General features: G+C 71.3%; 2 protein-coding genes. Both read right to left on the bottom strand.

What is annotated here, in order from left to right; genetic code table 11:
• On the bottom strand, positions 1-352 hold a 352-nt coding region (locus ABT300_RS44320; RefSeq protein ID WP_351688906.1), incomplete at its 3' end, for a helix-turn-helix transcriptional regulator.
• 283 nt (positions 353-635) lie between these two features.
• Complete coding sequence (locus ABT300_RS44315) at positions 636-1,085, bottom strand: spore-associated protein (RefSeq protein ID WP_351688904.1); 450 nt, start codon at positions 1,083-1,085, stop codon at positions 636-638.
• Between the last annotated feature and the right edge of the window lie 14 nt (positions 1,086-1,099).

The raw sequence follows: 1,099 nt of genomic DNA, 5'->3' as shown, positions 1-1,099 counted from the left end.
CTACGGGGGCCGCCTCGTCAGAGGCGGACCGCACTGCGGCGTCCAACCGCTCCAGTTCGTGATGGCGGCCCACGAACGGCACCGGTGGGGCGGGCAGTTGGCGCGGGACCGGTCGGGCCGGGTGTTCTGCCGCGCCCGCCGCCGCGGCCAGCAGTTCTTCCAGTTCGACCGGCCGGAGGTCGAGCGCGGAGGCCAGTTGACGCACCGACGCCAGCTGTGGGTTGCGCCGCTTGCCGGTCTCCATGCCGCGGATCGTGCTGACCGAGACTCCGGAACGCTCGGACAGCGCCTCCTGAGTGAGGCCCGCGCGTAAGCGGAACCGACGGACCGTCGTCGCGAAGTCACCGTCCATGTGGACCTTCCTAGCAGACGGATCGATCACGGGCGGCCTGTCGCCTTCCCCCGCACGACCACGGCTGAGAACGCCGCGTGATCGCCCCGCCGGAGCGGGGTCCGGCCTGAGGCGCGGGCCGGACCGTCGTGGACTCCTGTGCCGTGTGCCACCGCGCCCTCCGGCCGCCGCACGCTGATCAGGCTCCCGCCTCGTCCGGCCGTGCGGTCGGTGGTCGTGAGGCGGTGCTGAGGGCCGGGGCCGGCGGTCTGTCAGGTGCGGTGGGCCGCGGTGTGCGGACGGATCAGCGGGTGTGGGTGGTCCGGTGCTCGGTGAGGGAGGCGCAGTTGGAGCCGGTCACCTGCACGTAGGTGTTGTCGATGCTGCCGCCCCAGTCGACGCAGTGACCCTTGCCGATGACGTAGGAGGGGCCCGCGTACGAGGTGTAGCGACCGTCGTCGCTGTCGCCCTCGTTGGTGTCGGGGACGTAGATCCAGGCGGACATGGCCACCGCGGTGCCCGGGTTGTTGCGGATGGTGACGACGCAGTTGTTGCCGTTGGAGGCGTTGTAGGCGAGGTAGACGGTGCCCAGTGAGCCGACGGGCGCGGAGTTCACGGTCTTGTAGCCGACTCCGCAGACCTTCTGCGGCGTGGTGTTGGGTGCGGCGGAGGCGGGCGCCGCCAGAGCGGTCGTGGTCCCCAGCGCCAGAGCCGCCACGGCCGCGGCGCCCAGCATGGAGTGAGTGAAGCGCATATTTCCCCCTTGTG

The organism is Streptomyces sp. NPDC001027, from assembly GCF_040299045.1.
GTDB lineage: Bacteria > Actinomycetota > Actinomycetes > Streptomycetales > Streptomycetaceae > Streptomyces.
This window is presented reverse-complemented; position numbering and strand designations above follow the sequence as displayed.